Source organism: Pseudomonas sp. GL-B-12 (assembly GCF_019955895.1).
In the GTDB taxonomy this organism is placed as follows: Bacteria; Pseudomonadota; Gammaproteobacteria; order Pseudomonadales; family Pseudomonadaceae; genus Aquipseudomonas.
Map to the genome: position 1 here is coordinate 19,942 of NZ_JAHBCX010000029.1, position 21,456 is coordinate 41,397.

Consider the following 21,456-nt stretch of genomic DNA (forward strand, 5'->3'; position numbering starts at 1 on the left):
AATGAGTGCAGCACCGAATGCGCAGTACCTAACGAAGACGGTAATAAGCATGAATCTTCACGAGTATCAGGGTAAGCAGCTGTTCGCTGAATACGGCCTGCCAGTTTCCACCGGTTACGCGGTAGACACCCCGGAAGCAGCAGCAGAAGCTTGCGATAAAATCGGCGGCAGCGAGTGGGTTGTCAAAGCCCAGGTCCACGCCGGTGGTCGCGGTAAAGCGGGCGGCGTAAAGCTGGTTCGCAGCAAAGAAGACGCCAAAGCCTTCGCACAGCAGTGGCTGGGCAAGCGTCTGGTGACTTACCAGACTGACGCCAATGGCCAGCCAGTCACCAAGATCCTGGTTGAATCGTGCACTGATATCGCTAAAGAGCTGTACCTGGGCGCTGTCGTTGACCGTTCGAGCCGTCGTATCGTGTTCATGGCTTCCACCGAAGGTGGCGTGGACATCGAGAAAATCGCTCACGACACTCCAGAAAAAATTCTCAAAGCCACTATCGATCCACTGGTTGGCGCTCAGCCATTCCAGGGTCGCGAACTGGCATTCCAGTTGGGTCTGGAAGGCAAGCAAGTTGCCCAGTTCGCCAAGATCTTCGTAGGTCTGGCCAAACTGTTCAAGGATCACGACCTGGCCCTGCTGGAAGTGAACCCGCTGGTGATCAAGGCTGACGGCGATCTGCATTGCCTGGACGCCAAGATCAACATCGACGCCAACGCCATGTACCGTCAGCCTAAGCTGAAGACTTTCCACGATCCGTCGCAAGACGATCCGCGCGAAGCGCACGCTGCCAAGTTCGAACTGAACTACGTAGCGCTGGAAGGCAACATCGGTTGCATGGTCAACGGTGCTGGCCTGGCCATGGGTACCATGGACATCGTCAACCTGCATGGCGGCAAGCCAGCCAACTTCCTCGACGTGGGCGGCGGTGCTACCAAGGAACGCGTTACCGAAGCGTTCAAGATCATCCTGTCCGACACTAACGTCGCTGCAGTACTGGTCAACATCTTCGGCGGCATCGTTCGTTGCGACATGATTGCCGAAGGCATCATCGGCGCTGTGAAAGAAGTCGGCGTGAAAATCCCGGTTGTTGTTCGCCTTGAAGGCAACAACGCTGAGCTGGGCGCTAAAGTACTGGCAGAAAGCGGTTTGAACATCATCGCTGCTACCAGCCTGACCGACGCTGCTCAACAAGTTGTCAAAGCTGCGGAGGGCAAATAATGAGCGTCCTGATCAATAAAGACACCAAAGTTATCTGCCAGGGTATTACCGGTTCGCAAGGTAGTTTCCACACCCAGCAAGCCATCGAATACGGCACCAAGATGGTTGGTGGCGTAACTCCAGGCAAAGGCGGCACCGAGCACCTGGGCCTGCCAGTGTTCAACACCGTGAAAGACGCTGTAGCTGCCACTGGCGCCACCGCCAGCGTGATCTACGTTCCGGCTCCTTTCTGCAAGGACTCGATCCTGGAAGCTGCTTTCGGCGGCATCAAGCTGATCGTGTGCATCACCGAAGGCATTCCTACCCTGGACATGCTGGACGCTAAAGTTAAGTGCGACGAGTTGGGTGTTATCCTGATCGGCCCTAACTGCCCAGGCGTGATCACCCCAGGCGAATGCAAGATCGGCATCATGCCAGGTCACATTCACTTGCCAGGCAAGGTCGGTATCGTTTCCCGTTCCGGCACCCTGACCTACGAAGCTGTGAAGCAGACTACTGACGCCGGTTTCGGTCAGTCGACTTGCGTCGGCATCGGTGGTGACCCGATCCCGGGTTCGAACTTCATCGACATCCTGAAGCTGTTCCAGGAAGACCCGAAGACCGAAGCGATCGTGATGATCGGTGAGATCGGCGGTTCGGCTGAAGAAGAAGCGGCTGCCTACATCAAGGCACACGTGACCAAGCCAGTTGTTTCCTACATCGCTGGTGTGACTGCTCCTCCGGGCAAGCGCATGGGCCATGCTGGCGCAATCATCTCTGGCGGCAAAGGCACTGCAGACGAGAAATTCGCTGCTCTGCAAGACGCAGGCGTTAAAACCGTGCGTTCGCTGGCAGACATCGGCAAGGCCCTGGCCGAGCTGACTGGTTGGGCTGTCAAATAAGCCTCGCGCTTAGCTGACGCTTCACCAAACAAAGGCCACCTTCGGGTGGCCTTTGTCGTTTCCGGCATCCGATATGTGTCGGGATTTTTGTGGCGAGGGAGCTTGCTCCCGCTGGGTTGCGAAGCAACCCCAAATCCTGAGATTGAGTTACATCAGGTAGATCGCATTCGCCTGACTTGCGACTGCTACGCAGCCGAGCGGGAGCAAGCTCCCTCGCCACAGGGACTTGTAGTGGAAATTAGATATGTAAACACGACACAAAGATGTCGTATATCGGATAGTTTGCCCTCTAACAGTGCGTTTATCGACCAAATTCGTTAGGCTACTCGCCATTTTTGCGTCTGCGGCCCACAAGGCGACAACGCGCTAAAAGGGTCGGTCTTATAGGACTGACAGCATTTCCCTCACCCATAGGGAAATCCCTCTCTAAATTCCGATTCAGTAGTGTGGTATTTCCTTAATGAAAGTGTTGAAAGGCCAGGACATCCTGGCACTTGGTTTTATGACGTTTGCCCTGTTCGTCGGGGCTGGCAACATCATCTTCCCGCCTATCGTCGGTTTGCAGTCCGGGCCCAATGTCTGGATGGCGGCGCTGGGCTTCCTGGTCACCGCGGTCGGTCTACCGGTGATCACCGTTGTAGCGCTGGCCAAGGTCGGCGGTGCAATGGATGCCTTGAGCAGCCCGATCGGTAAAGTCGCCGGTGGCCTGCTGGCGGCTGCGTGCTACCTCGCTGTTGGCCCGCTGTTCGCGACGCCACGTACCGCGACGGTATCCTTCGAAGTGGGCCTGGCGCCGCTGACCGGCGAGAGCCCGCTGGCGTTGTTCCTCTACAGTTCGGTGTACTTCCTGCTGGTGTTCTTCATCTCGCTGTATCCGGGCCGTTTGCTGGATACCGTAGGGCGCTTCCTCGCGCCGCTTAAGATCATCGCCCTGGCCGTGCTGGGCATTGCAGCATTCGCCTTGCCGGCCGGTGACATTGGTCAAGCCACGCCTGAATACGTGGCGGCGCCGTTTTCCCAAGGCTTCATCAATGGTTACCTGACCATGGATACCCTGGGCGCCCTGGTGTTCGGCATCGTCATCGTCAACGCCATCCGTTCCCGCGGCGTCGAGTCGCCGGCACTGATCACCCGCTACGCGATCATCGCCGGGCTCATTGCCGGCGTGGGCCTGGCGCTGGTTTACGTCAGCCTGTTCCGTCTCGGTTCGGGCAGCCATGAAGTGGCCGCTGGCGCTGCCAATGGCGCGGCGGTATTGCACGCTTATGTGCAGCACACCTTCGGTTCGCTGGGCAGCGGCTTCCTTGCCGTGCTGATCTCCCTGGCGTGCCTGGTGACTGCGGTCGGCCTGACCTGTGCCTGCGCCGAATACTTCAGCCGTGTGGTGCCGCTGTCTTACAAGACGCTGGTGATCATTCTCGCTGCATTCTCGCTACTGGTGTCGAACCTGGGCCTGACCAAGCTGATTGCGTTCTCGATCCCGGTGCTCACCGCGATCTACCCACCGTGCATCGTTCTGGTGGCGTTGAGCTTCTGCAAGGACTTCTGGCATGAGCAGGGTCGTATCCTCGGCCCGGTCATGCTGGTGTCGTTCATCTTCGGCCTGATCGACGCCCTCAAGGGTGCAGGCCTGGCGGACTGGATGCCGACGCAAATGGCCCACCTGCCGCTGAGCGAGCAGGGCCTGGCCTGGCTGGTGCCATCGGTGATGACACTGGTGGTCGCGGTGGTTTGCGATCGTCTGCTGGGCAAGCGCGCCGAAGCCTTGGCTTAAGTCGCTTCACGGCCCGCCACAAGCGGGTCTTGAGCAGAAACAGAAATGCCCCGTATCAATCGATACGGGGCATTTTTTTGTGAGGGATGCGGTGTCTTTTCCGTTGAGCTAACGTCGAAGCACTGCAACACCCTTTGTGGGAGCAAGCTAGCTCCCACAAAGGGTCTGTGTAACCCGCATTTACATCACAAGGACCTGCATGTCGTTCATCCAAGCCAACCTGATCCACATTCTTGCCGCCATCTGGTTCGTTATCTGCTGGGGCGGGTACACCCGCTATGCCACCTGGAAAGGCCGTGACACCGCGTGTCTGGCCAGTGTGCTGCACCTGTATCGTGAGGACTGGATGCGCCGCATGCTGCTGCGCGACAATCGCATCGCCGATGCCAGCGTGATCGGCAACCTCGAGCGCAATGCTTCGTTCTTCGCCTCGAGTACGTTGATTATCCTGGCGGGTATTCTCACGGTATTGGGGGCTTCGGAACGGGCGGTATCGTTGCTGGCGGATATCCCGATGGTGCAACAGGCGTCCCAGGGCATGTCGGAAATCAAGTTGCTGTGCCTGGCGCTGGTGTTTGTCTATGCGTTCTTCACGTTCAGTTGGTGCATGCGCCAGTACAACTTCGCCGCCATTCTGGTCGGCTCGGCGCCGATGGTCGGTGAACGCCATGTGTCCGAGCAGGAGCGCAAGGCCTTTGCCGCCCGTGCAGCCCGTGTCATCTCGATGGCCGCCAACCAGTTCAACTTTGGCCTGCGCTCTTATTACTTCGGCATGACCATGCTGGCCTGGTTCGTCAGCCCATGGCTGTTCATGTTGATGAGTGCCGGTGTGGTGTTCGTATTGTATCGCCGTGAGTTTCACTCCGACGTTCTCGATGTGATGGTCTATACCCCAACAGAGGCGCCATTGCCCGAGATGAATAAAGAGGCAGCCTGATCGGGTACCCGCGCACTGACTATCCAGTGTGTTACTGGAAGGATCTGGCTCGGCAACTCAGTCTGGTTTGGCTGGTGGGATTAATCTGTTCGCTGTTGTTGATGATTAGTCCGACCTTTCGAACGATTTTGCTCTAACCACTTTTTTCAAGGCAAAAGAAAACCCGCACTTGGCGGGTTTTCTTTTGCCACTCTAAAAACCGTATTAGTACTTAGGTGCTTCCGGAGCGGCCGGAGCGGCCGGAGCGGCCGGAGCGGCCGGAGCAGCCTGATCTTTGGCGGCTTCGGCGTTTTCTTTCGCCGCGTCGTTCACTTTATCCTGAGCTTCGTTCATTTTTTGCTGGGCTTGCTCAGCATGTTGGTTAGCATCTTGAGCTTTGTCCTCGGATTTTTTATCGCAGGCAGCGAGACCGAGGGAAGCGGTCAACATCAAGGCAATAGCTAAAGTCTTACGCATGGGGTGTTTCTCCTGATGAAAAGCATCTACTGGCATTAAGAGCCCAGGCATCAGGGTTAAGTTCCTTAATTCTTTCAGATATATAAGTTTGTTCTAGTGCGGAACTTTTACCTGTACCGCCACTGCACTGTACGGACATAAACAAGAGTTTTTATCAAATGGCTGAAAACCCCGTTTTTGAGCGTGCGATGCGCTTTCTGTCGGCGCTGCGACATTGCCAGGTACTTGGACTAAGCGTTCACAGCGCCAGCAGCGAAGGGCTGACGATTGTGCTGCCGTACAGCCCGCAGATCGTCGGCAATCCTGAAACCGGCGTGATTCATGGCGGGGCGCTGACCTCGCTGATGGACACCGCCTGTGGCATGGCGACCCTCTGCGTGCTCCCGGAATTCGAGGTCTGCCCGACCCTCGACCTGCGCATCGACTACATGCACGCCGCCGAGCCGCATAAGGATGTCTATGGCTTTGCCCAGTGCTATCGGGTCACCACCGACGTGATTTTTGCCCGTGGCTTCGCCTATCAGGATGACCCCGGGCAACCCATTGCCCATGTGATGGGCACTTTCATGCGCATGGGCAAGGGCATCAAAGGCACCAAGGGCTTTGGTGGCGCGGTTGCCGGAGGTGCGCAATGAGCGAGTCTCTGAAGGAGCAATTGCAAAAGGCCCACGAGCAGGGCGATTACGCCTCGCTGCTGGATTTGATTCCCTACGCCCGGCTGATTGGCGTCGAATGTTCACGGGTGGGAGATGAGTTGCTGTTCAAACTGCCAGCGAACAAGGACAACATTGGTAACCCTTTGTTGCCGGCGATTCATGGCGGTGTGATCGCCGGGTTCATGGAGTTGGCCGCGGCGCTGCACCTGTTGGTGTTTACCGGATCGCCCGGGGTGCCGAAGATCATCGACTTCTCCCTGGATTACCTGCGTGCCGGGCAATTTCGCGATACCTGGGCCCGATGCCAGGTTTGGCGCCAGGGTCGCCGGGTCGCCAATGTGGCGATTACCGCCTGGCAAAGCACCGAAGCCGAGCCCATTGCCACGGCCCGTGCACATTTCAAACTCGAAGAGCCCTTGAAATCCTGAACGGTGCCCCAAACTCTGAGGACAACCCGCCGTCGACCCTCAAGGTCGCGGCTTATGCCATCTGATTGGAGTTTGATGACCATGAGTGTGGAAACTCAAAAGGAAACCCTGGGCTTCCAGACCGAGGTGAAGCAGCTGCTGCATCTCATGATCCATTCGCTGTATTCCAACAAGGAAATTTTCCTTCGCGAATTGATCTCGAACGCCTCTGACGCTGTCGACAAATTACGTTTCGAAGCCCTGGCCAAGCCAGAGCTTCTGGAAGGTGGCGCCGAACTGAAAATCCGTGTGAGCTTCGACAAGGACGCTAAAACCGTCACCCTCGAAGACAACGGTATCGGCATGAGCCGCGAAGACGCGATCACCCACCTGGGTACCATCGCCAAGTCCGGCACCGCCGATTTCATGAAGCACCTGAGCGGCGACCAGAAGAAAGACTCGCACCTGATCGGCCAGTTCGGTGTCGGTTTCTACTCCGCATTCATCGTCGCTGACAAAGTCGATGTGTACAGCCGTCGTGCCGGCAGCGCTGCCAGCGAAGGCGTGCACTGGTCGTCCAAGGGCGAAGGCGATTTCGAAGTTGCGACCATCGACAAGGCCGAGCGTGGCACTCGCATCGTCCTGCACCTGAAATCCGGTGAAGACGAGTTCGCTGATGGCTGGCGCCTGCGCAACATCATCAAGAAGTACTCCGACCACATCGCCTTGCCGATCGAGTTGCCGAAAGAAGTGGCAGCCGCCGAAGGCGAAGAGCAACCGGCCGTTGAATGGGAAACCGTCAACCGCGCCAGCGCCCTGTGGACCCGTCCGCGTACCGAGATCAAGGACGAGGAATACCAGGAGTTCTACAAACACATCGCTCACGATTTCGAAAACCCGCTGAGCTGGAGCCACAACAAGGTCGAAGGCAAGCTCGAATACAGCTCGCTGCTGTACGTGCCGAGCCGTGCGCCGTTCGACCTGTACCAGCGTGAAGCGCCGAAAGGCCTGAAGCTGTACGTGCAGCGCGTGTTCGTCATGGATCAGGCCGAGTCCTTCCTGCCGCTGTACCTGCGCTTCATCAAGGGCGTGGTCGACTCCAACGACCTGTCGCTGAACGTGTCGCGGGAAATCCTGCAGAAAGACCCGATCATCGACTCGATGAAGTCGGCGCTGACCAAGCGCGTCCTGGACATGCTGGAAAAACTGGCGAAGAACGAGCCTGAGCAATACAAGGGCTTCTGGAAAAACTTCGGTCAGGTCATGAAAGAAGGCCCGGCAGAAGATTTCGCCAACAAGGAAAAAATCGCCGGCCTGCTGCGTTTCGCATCGACCCATGGCGACGATGGCGAGCAGGTTGTTGGCCTGGCCGAGTACCTGGCGCGCGCCAAGGAAGGTCAGGACAAGATCTACTACCTGACCGGCGAAACCTATGCCCAGGTCAAAAACAGCCCGCACCTGGAAGTCTTCCGCAAGAAAGGCATCGAAGTGCTGCTGTTGACCGACCGCATCGACGAGTGGCTGATGAGCTACCTCAGCGACTTCGACGGCAAGAGCTTCGTCGACGTGGCGCGCGGTGACCTGGACCTGGGTAACCTGGACTCGGAAGAGGACAAGAAAGCCGCGGAAGTAGTCGCCAAGGCCAAAGAAGGTCTGGTCGAGCGTCTGAAGACCGCGCTGGGCGAATCCGTTGCGGAAGTTCGGGTGTCCCATCGCCTGACCGATTCGCCGGCAATCCTGGCCATCGGCGAGCAGGACCTGGGCTTGCAGATGCGCCAGATCCTGGAAGCCAGCGGTCAGAAGGTTCCGGATTCGAAGCCGATCTTCGAATTCAACCCGGCTCACCCGCTGATCGAGAAGCTCGACAACGAGCAGAGCGACGAGCGCTTCGGCGACCTGTCGCACATCCTCTTCGATCAGGCGGCCCTGGCGGCCGGCGACAGCTTGAAAGATCCGGCGGCCTATGTGCGCCGTCTGAACAAGCTGTTGGTCGAGCTATCGGCCTGACTGTGTTGTAGAAAAGCCCGCTTCGGCGGGTTTTTTCATTCCGGTGCTAAAACATTAGGAGTCAGAAATGAGCCAAATCACTGTACGTTCCGTTGCCTATCAGATTGACGGCCAGGCTTACGAAAGCCGTCTGGCCTTCGATGCCGACCACAAAGGCCCGCGCCCGGGTTTGTTGATGGCGCCGAACTGGATGGGCGTCAGCGCCGGTGCCGAGGAGATCGCCAGGTCGGTGGCCGCCAAGGGTTATGTGGTGCTGATCGCAGACCTTTACGGTCAATCGGTTCGTCCGACGAACAATGACGAGGCCGGCGCGGCCATGATGCCGTTGAAGAATGACCGCCCATTGCTGCGCAAGCGCATGCAGGTGGCGTTCGAACAGCTGCAAAGCCAGGGTGAAGTGGCTGTCGATACTGCGAAACTGGCCACTTTCGGTTTCTGCTTCGGCGGTTGCTGCGCCCTGGAGTTTGCCCGTACCGGCGCGCCGGTGAAGGCCGCGGTGTCGTTCCACGGCACGCTGGACACACCGAATCCGGCCGATGCGATAAGCATCAAGGGTAAGGTGTTGGTATTGCACGGCGCCTCCGATCCACTGGTGCCGAGGGAGCAGTTGCCGGCGTTCGAAGATGAAATGAACGCGGCGGGTGTGGATTGGCAGTTGCTGAGCTACGGCGGTGCATTCCACTCGTTCACCGACCCGCACGCCAAGGTGCCGGGCATGATGATGTATGACGCCAAGGTGGCTGCCCGGGCCTTCACGTCGATGCATAACTTGCTGGATGAAGTGTTCAAGGGTTGATCTGGTGTCAGGCACCGACTTTGTCAGTGTCTGAACCGGCCTCTTCGCGAGCAAGTCGAATCGTCGCACCGCCGCTCCCACAGGGATTTGCATTGTTTGCAAATCTTGTGATCAACCCGATCAAATGTGGGAGCGGGCTTGCTCGCGAAGGCGGTTTCACGGGCAACTAAAATCTCAGGGCAATTCGATCCGCTCAACTTCCCCCGGCACTGTCGGCCAGTCCCCGGCCGCCCAACGCCGGCGTGCTTCATCAATCGCTGCCGGATCGCTCGCGACAAAATTCCAGTTGATCCGCCGTGGCCCGTCCAGCGGAGCACCGCCGAACAAAACGGCGTGACTGTCGCTTTCAGCAAACAGGGTCATCTCTTCCCCGGCAGGCAGTACCACCAGCGAGTACGGCTCTATCGGCTCGCCATCCAGCTGCACCTCGCCGCTCAACACATACAGCGCACGTTCTTCATGCTCGGTGGGGATGAGCAATGTCGTCGCCGTTTGCAGGTGCAATTCCGCGTACAGCGTAGGAGAAAGCACCGGCACTGGCGATTCCAGGCAAAAGCCTGACCCGGCAATCATGCGAATCTTCACCCCCAGGTTTTCGCTGACCGGCAAGGTGGACGCCGGATGGTGGCTGTAATGCCCCGGACCTTGTTCTTTATCCTTGGGCGAAGCCAGCCAGATCTGCAAGCCGTGCATCGTGAAGCCGCTTTCTCTCAGGGCCTCGGGCGTGCGTTCAACGTGGGCAATGGCACTGCCGGCTGTCATCCAGCTGACGTCGCCAGTCCCGACCACTTGATCGGAACCGAGGCTGTCCTTGTGCTGGATCTGCCCCTGGAACAAGTAGGTGAGGGTGGACAGGCCAATGTGCGGATGTTGGCGGATGTTCATGCCTTTGCCCGGTGGATAACGGGTTTCCAGCATGTGGTCGAAAAACACGAATGGCCCGACGCTGCGGCACTTGGCGGATGGCAGCGGGCGGAGGATCGGCTGGCCTTCGACATCTTCGGTGCGGGGGCGGATCACGAGCGGAGTGTTCATGGTGCGTTCCAAGCTGAGCGGGTGATGCATTCGAGCATAACCCGCTTGCGCAGCCCTTGCCGCTATTGGCTGAACGCGCCTTCGGACAAATGCGTTTCGATGCTGATTTCAGACGTGGTCATCAGCTTGTGGATCGGGCAGCGATCGGCCACGCGGTGCAGCTCATCGCGCTGGGCGTCGGTGAGTACACCCTTGAGGGTCAGTTTGACGTGCAGCGCGTACTGGCCTTTCTGTTCCTGGCTGTTGTCGCGCTTGACCTCGACGCCGACACCGGTCAACGGGATGTCTTTCTTCCTGGCATACAGTTTCAGGGTCAGGGCTTTGCAGGCACCCAGCGCGGCATCGAAATAATCGTGCGGTTCTGGCGCCGAGCCCTCTCCGCCCGCCGTGACGGGCACGTCAGCGAAGAGTTCATGGTCATCGATCTGGACGCTGTGGCGAAAACCTTCGGCGGAGACGGTATTGACGGTAACAGACATGGCAAACCTCGCAGGCGACAGGAAAACTCATTCGATCAAAAAAGACCTTGAAGGTATAGAGCCATCGCGCTTGTCGGGTGTTCCAATTTTCGAACTCACAAAAAAGCCTCGCAATGGCGGGGCTTCATGGTATCGATCCGAATCAGCTGCCTTTGACTTCCTTGCCGTTGACCGTGCCGTTCAGGAGCATGATGTTGTACTCCTTGCCGTCAGTTTCGACTTGTTGCAGGCGAACCAGCAGGTAATCCCAATCCTTGGCGAACCACATCACGGTAATGCGTTTGTTCTGTGTCGGGTCGCGTACACGTTCAACCTTGATTGCATCGATCTTGCCGGCCTTGGTGTCGACCTTTTCCGAGCCCAGCACGCGGAAGTCATAGGTGTCTACATCATTGCCATCGACCACCTGATAACTCATGCTTTTCTTGCCGGCGGCAACGTCGTGCTGCAAGGCCAGTTGGTAGGTGGATTTGTCGAGCATGCCGCGGTTCAGCGGAACCTTGACCGCGTCGCCACGATCGGTGCCGGTGATCACTTTGGTGTTCCAGTCGAAATCCAGATCCGATTTCTTGGCCTTGCCCAAACCGCCACGTTCAAAGTGGTAGGACTCTGGAAGAAGCGTGTCCTTGTCCGGGGTCAGCGTGCTTTCCTCGGACAGGCTGGCGATCATCATCGACGCCTTGAAACTCAGTTTCCATTTGCCGTCGCTGGTTTTTTCGAGGCTGCGCTCGGCAGTGCCGCTCATGGGCAGCTGTTTCCAGTCGGCGGTGTAGCTGGCGGAGAAAGGTTGAAGGTCTGCCGCCTGGGCGAAGGGCAAGGCGAGCAGAGCGCAAGCGAAGAGCAGGGCGCGACGCATAAAATCTCCTAGTTTCGAATCAAGTGGCCGCTGGCCGCGAGTAACTGTCCATCCAGTAAAGCACCTTGCTCGCCGAGGGCCAGACGACCTTCGGCAAACCAGCGTACGGCCATCGGGTAGATCAGGTGTTCCTGAACATGGACCCGCTGCGCCAGACTCTGCGGCGAATCTTGTAACTCTACCGGTATTACAGCCTGTACGACCAGTGGTCCGCCATCGAGTTCCTCGGTGACGAAGTGCACGGAGCAGCCGTGCTCGGTGTCGCCAGCCTCCAGCGCGCGCTCATGAGTGTGTAACCCTTTGTATTTGGGTAGCAGCGAGGGATGGATATTGAGCAGGCGGCCCTGATAGTGGCGTACGAAGCCAGCGCTGAGAATGCGCATGAATCCGGCCAGTACCACGAGTTTGGGATTGAAGGCGTCGATCAGTTCGATCAGCGCGGCGTCGAAGGCCTCGCGACCTTCGAAAGCCTTGTGATCCAGAGAGCGGGTGTCGATACCCGCGTCCCTGGCGCGTTGCAGGCCGTAGGCGTCGGCGCGGTTGGAGATCACCGCAGCGATGCGGACCGGGCTGTCGCCGGTCCGCGTGCTGTCGATCAGGGCCTGCAAGTTACTGCCGGTGCCGGACAACAGCACCACCACATCACAGGTCTGAGACATCCGCTCTTGCATTAGTGTGCCTTGAGGTTGTTCAGTACAACCGAAGCCGCGCCTTCGGCAGCGGTGGAGATCTGGCCGATGACCCAAGGCTGCTCGCCAGCTTCGCGCAGGACGTTCAGGGCGGTTTCAACGTGCTCCTGAGCCACGCAGATGACCATGCCCACGCCGCAGTTCAGCACGCGGTGCATTTCGTTCTCGTCAACGTTGCCTTTCTCTTGCAGCCAGTCGAACACTGCAGGACGGTTCCAGCTGGCCACGTCAATCACGGCTTGCGCGCCTTTTGGCAGCACGCGCGGGATGTTGTCCAGCAGGCCGCCACCGGTGATGTGGGCCATGGCTTTGACCGCGCCGGTTTCCTTGATCAGCTTGAGCAGCGGCTTCACGTAGATACGGGTCGGGGCCATCAGCAGGTCGGTCAGCGGCTTGCCGTCGAGCTGGGTGTTTTCGATGTCGGCGCCGGACACTTCGATGATCTTGCGGATCAGCGAGTAGCCGTTGGAGTGCGGGCCGGAAGACGGCAGGGCGAGCAGGGCATCGCCGGCAGCGACTTTGGAACCGTCGATGATTTCGGATTTTTCCACGACGCCGACGCAGAAACCGGCCAGGTCGTAGTCTTCGCCTTCGTACATGCCCGGCATTTCAGCGGTTTCGCCGCCAACCAGCGAGCAGCCCGACAGTTCGCAGCCAGCGCCGATGCCGGTCACAACCTGGGCAGCGGTGTCGACGTTCAGTTTGCCAGTTGCATAGTAGTCGAGGAAGAACAGCGGCTCGGCGCCGCACACCACCAGGTCGTTGACGCACATGGCAACCAGGTCGATGCCGATGCTGTCGTGCTTGTTCAGGTTCAGTGCCAGGCGCAGCTTGGTGCCGACGCCGTCAGTACCGGAAACCAGCACGGGCTGCTTGTAGCCGGCCGGGATTTCGCAGAGGGCGCCGAAACCGCCCAGGCCGCCCATGACTTCCGGGCGCGCAGTGCGCTTGGCGACGCTCTTGATGCGTTCGACCAATGCTTCACCGGCGTCGATGTCTACACCGGCGTCCTTGTAGCTCAGGGAGGGTTGCTTGCTCATGATCCAGGCCTTTAGGGGGGGGATTTCTGGGTAACGACCGAGTCCGTCGGGAGCGCCGAAACTGCGTAGGCGAGAACCATGCGCGCTATTCGGACACTACCCGGCTGTTGCCGGTCTGCGAAGGCGCGCGATTTTATCAGGCTTGAGCCGCAGCGGCCATCCTCAGGCCGACAGCAGGGCCATATCCGTTCAAAAAAAACCGTTAATGTGCGGTGTCGGTGGCATCCTGCATGGCTGTATAAGGTATCGCGATTAACCGTCTATCGTTATGACAGTGCGAAAACTTACCCGGGACGTGTGAATGTTTTGCGTCGGGCAAGGGTCACAGTCTTGCTCGATCGTCTTCATGCGGTCTGTTCCAGCCGCTCTTGTCGTCAGGATGCTTCCATGCGTTTTTGTAAATTCTTGCTTGTGAGTTGTTTGTCAGTGGTCAGCCTGGTCAGTCACGCCGAAACCGTCAAAGGCCTTTACCAGGTGCGCGAGCCGGTGAATGGCCAGTCGCCCGAGGAGCGCGACCAGGCGACTCAGCGTGCGTTGGACACCTTGGTGTTGCGCCTGACCGGCGACCCCAAGGCTGCTCAAAGTCCCGGGTTGGCAGCGATTCGCAAAGACCCGCAACAGATCATCAGCCAATACGGCTTTGAGGCCGGGCCGCCGGAAGTCCTGAAAGTCGATTTCGACCCGGGTACCACCGAGCAGGCCTTGCGCCGTGCCGGCCTGGCCATGTGGGGGCCCAATCGGCCGTCGATCCTCGGCTGGTGGTTGAATGATTCCACCGAAGGTTCAAGCCTGGTGGGCGACGGCCAGGCCAGCGCGGCGCCGCTGCGTCGGGCTGCCCAGCACCGTGGCTTGCCATTGCGTTTGCCGTTGGCGGACCTGAACGAACAGATCGTCGCGACCGCGCCGAATCTGGAAGGCGCAGATCCCGCCCCATTGCATGCCGCATCGGAACGTTACAACGCCGACGCCTTGCTCGCGGTACACGCCCAGGAAGAGGGCGGGCAGTGGCAAGCCAAGTGGCGCCTGTGGCTGGGCGATCAGAAAGAGGCCGGCACCGTGCAGGGCGTCGATCAGGCTGCCGTGGCTGATGCGGTGATGCTGGCGGTCAACGAGCGCCTGGCGCCGCGGTTTGTCGCCAAACCCGGTGCTTCGAGCGAGCAACTGCTGGAAGTGCAAGGCATGAATCTTGAGCACTACGCGGCGCTCGGGCGTTTGCTGGAGCCATTTGGCGGGCGTGTGCAAAGTGTCGAGGGCGACCGGATTCTCTATCGGGTCAATGGCAGCGCCGATCAACTGCGTGCACAACTGTCGCTGGCGAGGCTGCAGGAAGCACCGGCGGGTCAGGCCCCGACCCCGGTAGCGCCAATTCAGCCAGCCACTGGCGGCTCGGTGCCAGCCGCCGCGCCAGCCCCGACCCCGCAATTGCGTTTTCGCTGGTAGTTTTTCTTTCTTTATATAGACGCAATGGAGTGGTTCATGGCCGATACGCGGCGTTGGTTCTGGCTCGGTGGGGTGGTCCTGCTTTGTGCGTTTGTCTGGTTGTTACATCCGATCCTGACGCCGTTCCTGGTGGCGCTGCTGTTGGCCTACCTGTTCGACCCGCTGGTGGATCGACTGGAGAAGGCAGGTCTGTCTCGAACCTGGGGTGTCGTGGCGGTGTTTACCCTGTTTACATTGATCTTCACCGCGCTGCTGTTGGTGTTGGTGCCGTTGCTCGCCAGGCAGTTGTTTCGTTTGTATGAGCTGGCTCCGCAGATGCTCGACTGGCTACAGCACACGGCGTTGCCCTGGGCGCAATCGAAGTTCGGCCTGTCGGACGGTTTCTGGAAGTTCGACAAGCTCAAGGCCGCCATCAGCGAACACATGAGTCAGACTACTGATGTTGTCGGTGTGGTGCTGAGTCATGCCACTGCTTCGGGGCTGGCGTTGATTGGCTGGTTGGCGAATCTGGTGCTGATTCCGGTGGTGAGCTTCTACCTGTTGCGGGATTGGGACCTGATGATGGCCAAGGTCCGCAGTCTGCTGCCCCGTGATCGTGAAGCGCGCGCGGTATCGCTGGCGGGTGAATGCCATGAAGTGCTCGGAGCGTTCGTGCGTGGACAGTTGCTGGTAATGGTGGCCTTGGGTGTGATCTACGCAGCAGGCCTGATGCTGGTCGGATTGGAATTGGGCTTGCTGATTGGCCTGATTGCGGGTTTGGCAGCGATCGTGCCGTATATGGGGTTTATCATCGGCATTGGCGCGGCGCTGCTTGCGGGGCTGTTCCAGTTCGGTGGTGATCTTTACCCGATGCTCGGCATTGTCGCGGTGTTCATGGTCGGCCAGGCGATGGAGGGTATGGTGCTGACCCCTTTGCTGGTCGGTGACCGGATTGGCCTGCACCCGGTGGCGGTGATTTTCTCGATTCTGGCCGGTGGTGAGCTGTTTGGCTTTACCGGTGTGCTACTGGCATTGCCGGTCGCCGCGGTGATCATGGTTCTGGTGCGGCATGTACATGATTTGTATAAGGATTCTGAAATCTACGGGAGTGTCGACGAGCCGCAGGTGTAAGAGGCGTCGATAGGTGATGGCAGGCTGCCCGGGTTCGTGCCAAGTCAGCCTGCTTGCTTCATGCGACAGTTACATGCACTGCCAGAGAATCTGCCACAAAACCGGTGCGTTAACGCAAACCTTTGATTTTGCTTGTGGTCTGTCGCATTGTGCGGTCCGCTTCACGGGTATAAACTTCGCAAACTTTACACAGAGGCCACTAACGGTTCCTTTGGAACTGTTCAGTCAGCATGAAACCGATTCAGCTGCCCCTAGGTGTGCGTCTGCGTGACGACGCCACCTTTATCAACTACTACCCAGGCGCCAATGCCGCTGCACTCGGCTATGTCGAGCGGCTGTGCGAAGCCGACGCCGGCTGGACCGAAAGCCTGATCTACCTTTGGGGCAAGGACGGGGTAGGGCGTACGCACCTGTTACAGGCCGCCTGCCTGCGCTTCGAGCAATTGGGCGAGCCGGCGGTGTATCTGCCGCTGGCCGAGCTGCTCGATCGCGGCATTGAAATCCTCGACAACCTCGAACAGTACGAACTGGTCTGCCTGGATGATTTGCAAGTGGTTGCCGGGCGTGCGGACTGGGAAGAGGCGCTGTTCCATCTGTTCAATCGCTTGCGCGACAGCGGTCGACGCTTGCTGATTGCCGCATCGACATCCCCTCGGGAGTTGCCGGTGAAGCTGGCGGATCTCAAATCCCGCCTGACCCTGGCCTTGATCTTCCAGATGCGCCCGCTGTCCGATGAGGACAAATTGCGTGCCCTGCAATTGCGCGCATCCCGTCGCGGGCTGCATCTGACCGATGAAGTCGGGCATTTCATTTTGACTCGCGGTACCCGCAGCATGAGTGCGCTGTTCGAGCTGCTCGAGCGTCTCGATCAGGCCTCCCTCCAGGCTCAGCGCAAGCTGACAATCCCGTTTTTGAAAGAAACCCTCGGCTGGTAAACCCACTGAAACCGGGGCTTTTAGCGAGTTCGGCATATTGCAGGCGCCAGAAACCCCGCTTTCCTGCAAGGTTGCAGGCTGCGTGTATGTTTAAAATGGGCTTAAGCGCTTAGATGTAAACGAGAAACGGATAAGTCACAAAAAGATCGATTGAATTTGCAAATGAGGATGATAGCGGGCATAGTCTCGGCTTCTTTACAACTTTCAGCCACGGTCGTGCCCATGCTAAATCGCTTCGCACCCCTCGTGCCTCTCGCACTCGTCACCCTGTTGTTCGGTTGCGCTGCCCACACTCCGGTGTCCCAGCAAGCCCCGCAACAACAGGTTCAAAACTCTGCTACCGCTCAGTCTTCCGCTCTCTTTCAGGAAGAACTGGCTACCGAAAAAGAACTCGCAGACTTCGCTGGCGGCAAGTCCTACCAGCTTCCGGTCCTGGCCGACAGCATCCTCGAACGTGGCATGTCCCTGATCGGTACCCGTTACCGTTTCGGCGGTACTTCTGAAGCCGGCTTCGATTGCAGTGGTTTCATCGGTTACCTGTTCCGCGAAGAAGCTGGCATGAACCTGCCACGCTCCACCCGCGAAATGATCAACGTGGACGCTCCGCTGGTCTCGCGCAGCAAGCTTGAGCCGGGCGACCTGCTGTTCTTTGCAACCAACGGCCGTCGTGGTCGTGTCAGTCACGCCGGGATCTACCTGGGTGACAACCAGTTCATCCACTCCAGCAGCCGCCGCAGCGGTGGTGTGCGCATCGATAGCCTGGGCGACAGCTACTGGAGCAAGACCTTCATCGAAGCCAAGCGCGCCCTGGCGATGGCACCGAACGCGTCGCCAATCGTCACTGCACGTAAATAAGCGGACATTTTGTAAGGCGAACTTAAAGTCTTACTTGAAGTTTGTCGCGTAGCCGCTAGAATCTTGATCTACGAATGATGGCAAACCGCCTGCGTCCCACGCAGGCGGTTTTCTTTTCTGCGCTCTCTGCAGAAAAAGCCGCAGCCAGATCAGGATGCTCTGCTTATGACGACGTCGGCCCGCCTCGCAATCATGTTCTTCGCAGCGCTGCTCAGTGCCTGCGCCAGCCGCACACCGCCTCCTGCACCGGTGGTTCGCGCTCCTATCGTATTTGGCTCCTCACAAGCTTTTTCACCCGAGGCGGAAGACGTGCTGTTTCGCGCGCTTGGCCTGGTGGGTACACCTTATCGCTGGGGTGGCAACACGCCGGATTCCGGGTTTGATTGCAGCGGCCTGATCGCTTACGTGTACCGCGATGTCGCCGGCATTGCCTTGCCGCGCACCACTCGCGAGATGATCTCCATGCAAGCGGCGAATGTGGGCAAGGAAGGCCTGCAAACCGGTGACCTGATTTTCTTCGCCACCAATGGCGGATCCCAGGTCAGTCATGCCGGCATCTACGTGGGAGAGGGGCGCTTCGTCCACGCGCCGGCCACCGGCGGCACTGTGAAGCTCGACAGCTTGTCCAAGGCTTATTGGCAAAAGGCTTATCTGAGCGCCAAGCGTGTTCTGCAGCCTGAACATCTGGCGCGCAACCCGTAACGTTCGGAGCTGCTGGTCATGACTGCTCGCACGCTTAATCTTGACGACGCCCTGTACCAATACCTGCTCGATGTTTCCCTGCGCGAAACACCACTGCTCAAGCGCTTGCGCGATGAGACCCAGGCGCTGCCAATGGCGCGCTGGCAGGTGGCGCCTGAGCAGGGGCAGTTTCTCGCTTTGCTGGTGAAACTGACGGGGGCCAGGCGCTTGCTCGAAGTCGGCACCTTTACCGGTTACAGCGCCCTGTGCATGGCGGCGGCATTGCCCGCTGACGGTTCGCTGATTTGCTGTGACATCCCCGGCGACTACAACGCTATCGCACGGCGCTACTGGCAAGAAGCGGGGCTCGCCGGGCGGATTGACCTGCGACTGGCCCCGGCCCTGGAAACCCTCGCCGAGCTTGAGCGACAAGGGCAGGGCGGGCAGTACGACCTGGTGTTCATCGATGCCGACAAGGCCAACTACCCGGCTTATCTGGAACATGCCCTGGGATTGCTGCGGGTCGGCGGGCTGGCGGTGTTCGATAACACGCTGTGGAGTGGGCGCGTGCTTGAGGCCAGCCCCGAGAGCGCGGACACCCGGGCGATCCAGGCACTCAACCTGGCGTTGAAGGACGATGTGCGGGTGGATCTGTCGTTGTTGCCGCTGGGTGACGGGCTCACACTCTGTCGCAAACGCTAGAACCCTGAACCCTGTGGGAGCGGGCTTGCTCGCGAATGCGCAATGTCAGACGCCACATCTGTTGACTGATACATCGCCTTCGCGAGCAAGCCCGCTCCCACAGGGGAATATGTAGGCAGTTGGAAATTTATTTTACTGCCGACACCCGCCACACCTTGTTCCCCACATCATCGGCCACCAACAAGTCACCCTGCCGGTCGATCACCACGCCCACCGGGCGGCCCATGGCTTGTTCCTTGTCGTTGAGAAAACCTGTGAGCACTTCAACGGGCTTTCCGACAGGTTTGCCTGCGCTGAACGGTACGAAAATCACTTTGTAGCCACTGCGGGGGTTGCGGTTCCATGAGCCGTGCTGCCCGATGAATGCCCCTTGGGTGAACGGCGGCGGCAACTTGCTGTTTTCGGCGAAGGTCAGGCCCAGTGACGCCGTGTGCGGGCCGACGGCGTAGTCCGGAGCGATAGCCTTGGCCACCAGGTCCGGGTTTTGCGGTTCAACGCGAATATCGACATGTTGGCCGTAGTAACTGAACGGCCAGCCATAGAACGCGCCGTCCTTCACCGAGGTGATGTAGTCAGGTACCAGATCGCCGCCGATTTCATCCCGTTCGTTGACCGCGGTCCACAGCGCGCCACTGTGCGGTTCCCAGGCCATGCCGTTGGGGTTGCGCAGACCGGAGGCGAAGATCCGGTGCCGGCCCGTGGCACGGTCCACTTCCCAGATCGCTGCGCGACCTTCTTCCTTGTCCATGCCGTTTTCGGCGACGTTGCTGTTGGAACCCACGGAGACGTACAGCTTGCTGCCGTCCTTGCTGGCAATGACGTTTTTGGTCCAGTGGTGGTTCAGAGGGCCGCCCGGCAGGTCAATCACCTTGATGGCTGGTGACTTGATCTGCGTATCGCCGTTTTCATAATGGAATCGCAGCAGGCTGTCAGTGTCGGCCACGTACAGGTCGTTGCCGACCAGCGTCATGCCGAAGGGGGAATTGAGGTTTTGCAGAAACACTGTGCGGGTTTCCGCGAAGCCATCGTGATCCTTGTCCCGCAGTAACGTGATGCGGTTCGGGCTGGGCACGGTAGAGCCGGCACGCCCCATGACTTTCTTCATGACCCAGCCGCGAATGCCATTGCCGTCTTCGGGTTTGGGTGGCGCGGCGGTTTCCGCCACCAGCACGTCGCCATTGGGCAGCACATAAAGCCAGCGGGGGTGATCCAGGTCTTCGGCAAAAGCGGTCACTTGAGTGCCCGTGGCGGCGACGGGTTTCGCACCTTGTGGCCAGCCGATGGCCGGGGCGATGTTCACGGTCGGAACCAGTGTCTTGTTGGGTTCTGGTAGTTGGGGTGACGGGCCGGTACCGTCGGAGACTTGCAGGCGGGAGGTCTCGTCACAAGCGGCGAGCCCTCCGCAGAGCGCGATAACGAGAACGAGCGGGGGCGTGCGCATGCTGGTCTTCCCTATGAATGCCTTGTTCTAATCATAGAGAAGCGTTGTCGTCCGATGGTTCAACCCTCAGCCACGTGCTTCCTTGAACAGCACCGCAATGCCGGGGTGATAGTTGCCGGCTTCGTTGCGCAACTTGCGGTAGGCATAAGGGAAATACCAGGCGACAGCGCAGCTGTGTTCCTTTTGCAGGTCATCGACCATGTCCTGAAGTTCTTCCGGTGTGGCGCCCTGCTGGGCTTTTTGCGGGGCGACGAACAGGCAGCCGAGTTTCAGGTCGCTGGCGTGGCTCAGGCGCTTCGCATCGCTGGCGATGTCGAGCAAGGCCTGGGTCAGATTGAGGTTGTTGACCCGTGGCCAGCGCTGGCTGGTCTGGATGTAGGCGCGGGTTTCGGGCGAGGCCAGGAGCAGGTCGGCGCGGCTGTTGCGTTCGCCTTCTTCGGTCTGCTTGCGGGTGGGCGTCTGTTGCAGCGTGACCATCTCGGCCATCCAGGCGGCGGCAGACAGCAGTCCGAGATTGGCCTTTTCGTCGTGCCAGTACGGTGTGTCGCCATCACCGCGGACAGCGTTGTAACGGTCGATGCATTCGAACCAGTGCTCGAGCACCGGGCGCAGGAATTCCATCTTTGGATTGCTGATGATCATGCCTTGCATGGGCTCACCCTTGTTGTTGTGTTGTGAGTTTGTGGCTCTTTGATATCACTGCTGAGAGCGTGGCACAAGATTGACGTCAGTTTATTGATTGATGGCAGTTATTCGGTCGATGGCCGCCCGGCTTTAATTGACGCTCCACCCCCAACCCTCTAACCTTCGCGGCTTGTTTCAGGTGCTCTGTGGCTTGGGTCGATAGAGTGAAACAGGGAAACCGGTGAGTGAGTCCTTCTGTTGGTCGAAGGCCCGCAATTCCGGCGCTGCCCCCGCAACGGTATATGAGTGAAAACTGTGTGTGATGCCACTGTGTCGATTTGATGCGGGAAGGCGCACAGTCTGGCCCCGCGCCACTCATGAGCCCGGAGACCGGCCTGATTCATCCAGCGGCATCACGGTGGGCGATGCCAGGCTTTTT

The 21,456-nt window shown here is 59.0% G+C and carries 22 protein-coding genes, 1 pseudogene and 1 riboswitch; of the genes and pseudogenes, 15 read left to right on the top strand and 8 right to left on the bottom strand.

Annotation, left to right across the window (positions count from 1 at the left end; translation table 11 throughout):
* Positions 1-49 precede the first annotated feature (49 nt).
* The 5 genes and pseudogenes from sucC to KGA85_RS16695 all read left to right on the top strand — a co-directional run.
* On the top strand, positions 50-1,216 hold the full coding sequence (gene sucC, locus KGA85_RS16675; RefSeq protein ID WP_007919879.1) for an ADP-forming succinate--CoA ligase subunit beta: 1,167 nt from the start codon (positions 50-52) through the stop codon (positions 1,214-1,216).
* Positions 1,216-2,097: a succinate--CoA ligase subunit alpha gene (sucD, locus tag KGA85_RS16680; protein WP_017127973.1), complete on the top strand. Its 882-nt coding sequence runs from the start codon at positions 1,216-1,218 to the stop codon at positions 2,095-2,097. The genes sucC and sucD overlap by 1 nt, the downstream gene beginning before the upstream one ends.
* A gap of 460 nt (positions 2,098-2,557) precedes the next feature.
* The gene (brnQ, locus tag KGA85_RS16685; RefSeq protein ID WP_223455955.1) at positions 2,558-3,871 is read left to right on the top strand and encodes a branched-chain amino acid transport system II carrier protein; all 1,314 of its coding nucleotides are present in this window, start codon (positions 2,558-2,560) and stop codon (positions 3,869-3,871) included.
* Between the two features lie 199 nt (positions 3,872-4,070).
* Entirely contained in the window at positions 4,071-4,808 is a 738-nt protein-coding gene (locus KGA85_RS16690) for a DUF599 domain-containing protein (protein WP_223455954.1), read from the top strand.
* Between the two features lie 11 nt (positions 4,809-4,819).
* A pseudogene (locus KGA85_RS16695) lies at positions 4,820-4,945 on the top strand (MAPEG family protein); the annotation flags it as partial.
* Positions 4,946-5,012: 67 nt separating this feature from the next.
* Here the strand turns inward: KGA85_RS16695 and KGA85_RS16700 are convergent.
* Positions 5,013-5,264, bottom strand: coding sequence for a hypothetical protein (locus KGA85_RS16700; RefSeq protein ID WP_223543247.1), 252 nt, complete (start codon positions 5,262-5,264; stop codon positions 5,013-5,015).
* Between the two features lie 158 nt (positions 5,265-5,422).
* Between KGA85_RS16700 and KGA85_RS16705 the strand changes: the two genes are divergently transcribed.
* The 4 genes from KGA85_RS16705 to KGA85_RS16720 all read left to right on the top strand — a co-directional run bounded on the left by KGA85_RS16705 (position 5,423) and on the right by KGA85_RS16720 (position 9,130).
* Positions 5,423-5,899, top strand: a complete 477-nt coding sequence (locus KGA85_RS16705) for a PaaI family thioesterase (protein ID WP_223455952.1) — start codon at positions 5,423-5,425, stop codon at positions 5,897-5,899.
* On the top strand, positions 5,896-6,348 hold the full coding sequence (locus KGA85_RS16710) for a PaaI family thioesterase (protein ID WP_046037644.1): 453 nt from the start codon (positions 5,896-5,898) through the stop codon (positions 6,346-6,348). Before KGA85_RS16705 ends, KGA85_RS16710 begins: the two co-directional genes overlap by 4 nt.
* 81 nt (positions 6,349-6,429) lie before the next feature.
* Complete coding sequence (htpG, locus tag KGA85_RS16715; RefSeq protein WP_223455951.1) at positions 6,430-8,334, top strand: molecular chaperone HtpG; 1,905 nt, start codon at positions 6,430-6,432, stop codon at positions 8,332-8,334.
* Positions 8,335-8,401: 67 nt separating this feature from the next.
* A complete protein-coding gene (locus KGA85_RS16720) occupies positions 8,402-9,130 on the top strand; it encodes a dienelactone hydrolase family protein (protein WP_223455950.1) in 729 nt (242 codons plus the stop codon).
* A 174-nt stretch (positions 9,131-9,304) separates the two neighbouring features.
* On the opposite strand, the gene KGA85_RS16725 is transcribed toward KGA85_RS16720, so the two are convergent.
* From KGA85_RS16725 to purM, 5 genes are all read right to left on the bottom strand, one after another.
* Complete coding sequence (locus KGA85_RS16725) at positions 9,305-10,165, bottom strand: pirin family protein (protein ID WP_150814883.1); 861 nt, start codon at positions 10,163-10,165, stop codon at positions 9,305-9,307.
* Positions 10,166-10,227: 62 nt separating this feature from the next.
* Positions 10,228-10,644 carry an OsmC family protein gene (locus KGA85_RS16730; protein WP_223533585.1) on the bottom strand — a complete coding sequence of 139 codons (417 nt, stop codon included), beginning with the start codon at positions 10,642-10,644 and terminating at the stop codon, positions 10,228-10,230.
* 142 nt (positions 10,645-10,786) lie between these two features.
* Positions 10,787-11,500 (bottom strand): DUF3108 domain-containing protein, encoded by a 714-nt coding sequence (locus tag KGA85_RS16735; protein WP_223455948.1) that lies wholly within the window; start codon positions 11,498-11,500, stop codon positions 10,787-10,789.
* Between the two features lie 8 nt (positions 11,501-11,508).
* On the bottom strand, positions 11,509-12,159 hold the full coding sequence (gene purN / locus KGA85_RS16740; RefSeq protein ID WP_223447827.1) for a phosphoribosylglycinamide formyltransferase: 651 nt from the start codon (positions 12,157-12,159) through the stop codon (positions 11,509-11,511).
* 11 nt (positions 12,160-12,170) lie between these two features.
* On the bottom strand, positions 12,171-13,229 hold the full coding sequence (gene purM / locus KGA85_RS16745; protein ID WP_223543248.1) for a phosphoribosylformylglycinamidine cyclo-ligase: 1,059 nt from the start codon (positions 13,227-13,229) through the stop codon (positions 12,171-12,173).
* Between the two features lie 387 nt (positions 13,230-13,616).
* On the opposite strand from purM, the gene KGA85_RS16750 reads away from it, so the two are divergent.
* From KGA85_RS16750 to KGA85_RS16775, 6 genes are all read left to right on the top strand, one after another.
* Complete coding sequence (locus tag KGA85_RS16750; protein WP_223455946.1) at positions 13,617-14,669, top strand: DUF2066 domain-containing protein; 1,053 nt, start codon at positions 13,617-13,619, stop codon at positions 14,667-14,669.
* Between the two features lie 36 nt (positions 14,670-14,705).
* Positions 14,706-15,779, top strand: coding sequence for an AI-2E family transporter (locus KGA85_RS16755; RefSeq protein WP_223455945.1), 1,074 nt, complete (start codon positions 14,706-14,708; stop codon positions 15,777-15,779).
* Positions 15,780-16,009: 230 nt separating this feature from the next.
* Positions 16,010-16,714 carry a DnaA regulatory inactivator Hda gene (gene hda, locus KGA85_RS16760; RefSeq protein ID WP_007984552.1) on the top strand — a complete coding sequence of 235 codons (705 nt, stop codon included), beginning with the start codon at positions 16,010-16,012 and terminating at the stop codon, positions 16,712-16,714.
* Between the two features lie 222 nt (positions 16,715-16,936).
* Entirely contained in the window at positions 16,937-17,569 is a 633-nt protein-coding gene (locus tag KGA85_RS16765) for a C40 family peptidase (protein ID WP_223533584.1), read from the top strand.
* Positions 17,570-17,734: 165 nt separating this feature from the next.
* The gene (locus tag KGA85_RS16770) at positions 17,735-18,271 is read left to right on the top strand and encodes a C40 family peptidase (RefSeq protein WP_223447824.1); all 537 of its coding nucleotides are present in this window, start codon (positions 17,735-17,737) and stop codon (positions 18,269-18,271) included.
* Between the two features lie 18 nt (positions 18,272-18,289).
* A complete protein-coding gene (locus KGA85_RS16775) occupies positions 18,290-18,952 on the top strand; it encodes a class I SAM-dependent methyltransferase (RefSeq protein WP_223455943.1) in 663 nt (220 codons plus the stop codon).
* Positions 18,953-19,079: 127 nt separating this feature from the next.
* On the opposite strand, the gene KGA85_RS16780 is transcribed toward KGA85_RS16775, so the two are convergent.
* Together KGA85_RS16780 and KGA85_RS16785 are read right to left on the bottom strand one after the other, a co-directional pair.
* Positions 19,080-20,393: a PQQ-dependent sugar dehydrogenase gene (locus KGA85_RS16780; RefSeq protein WP_223543249.1), complete on the bottom strand. Its 1,314-nt coding sequence runs from the start codon at positions 20,391-20,393 to the stop codon at positions 19,080-19,082.
* Between the two features lie 66 nt (positions 20,394-20,459).
* Positions 20,460-21,044 carry a hypothetical protein gene (locus tag KGA85_RS16785; RefSeq protein ID WP_223455941.1) on the bottom strand — a complete coding sequence of 195 codons (585 nt, stop codon included), beginning with the start codon at positions 21,042-21,044 and terminating at the stop codon, positions 20,460-20,462.
* Between the two features lie 153 nt (positions 21,045-21,197).
* A riboswitch (cobalamin riboswitch) is annotated at positions 21,198-21,431 on the top strand.
* Positions 21,432-21,456: the final 25 nt, after the last annotated feature.